Genomic DNA, 443 nt, shown 5'->3' on the forward strand with positions numbered 1-443 from the left:
GGCTCCTAGTGCCAAGGCATCCACCGTGCGCCCTTTCTAACTTAACCGTTAAAAAGAATCACTATGTGATATCTTGTATTACTAATTGAATGTGATGTCTACTGTTATCTAGTTTTCAAAGAACACGTTGGTGGAGCCTAGCGGGATCGAACCGCTGACCTCCTGCGTGCAAAGCAGGCGCTCTCCCAGCTGAGCTAAGGCCCCATTTGTATAAGATGGTGGGCCTGAGTGGACTCGAACCACCGACCTCACGCTTATCAGGCGTGCGCTCTAACCAGCTGAGCTACAGGCCCATCTTAACTTATTCAAGGAACAAAGTTCCTTCAAAACTAAACAAGACAGGGAACGTTCTGTTTATAAGACCCAAGGTCTTATATTCCGTAAATATCCTTAGAAAGGAGGTGATCCAGCCGCACCTTCCGATACGGCTACCTTGTTACGAC

General features: G+C 47.6%; 2 tRNA genes. Both read right to left on the reverse strand.

The annotated features are described in order from the left end of the window. Window positions 1–128 precede the first annotated feature (128 nt). Window positions 129–204, reverse strand: a tRNA-Ala gene (locus MTN95_RS21445). Window positions 205–216: 12 nt separating this feature from the next. Continuing rightward, window positions 217–293, reverse strand: a tRNA-Ile gene (locus tag MTN95_RS21450). Between the last annotated feature and the right edge of the window lie 150 nt (window positions 294–443).

Origin of the sequence: Bacillus sp. 2CMS4F (assembly GCF_023161785.1) — a bacterium.
GTDB lineage: Bacteria > Bacillota > Bacilli > Bacillales > Bacillaceae > Bacillus > Bacillus halotolerans.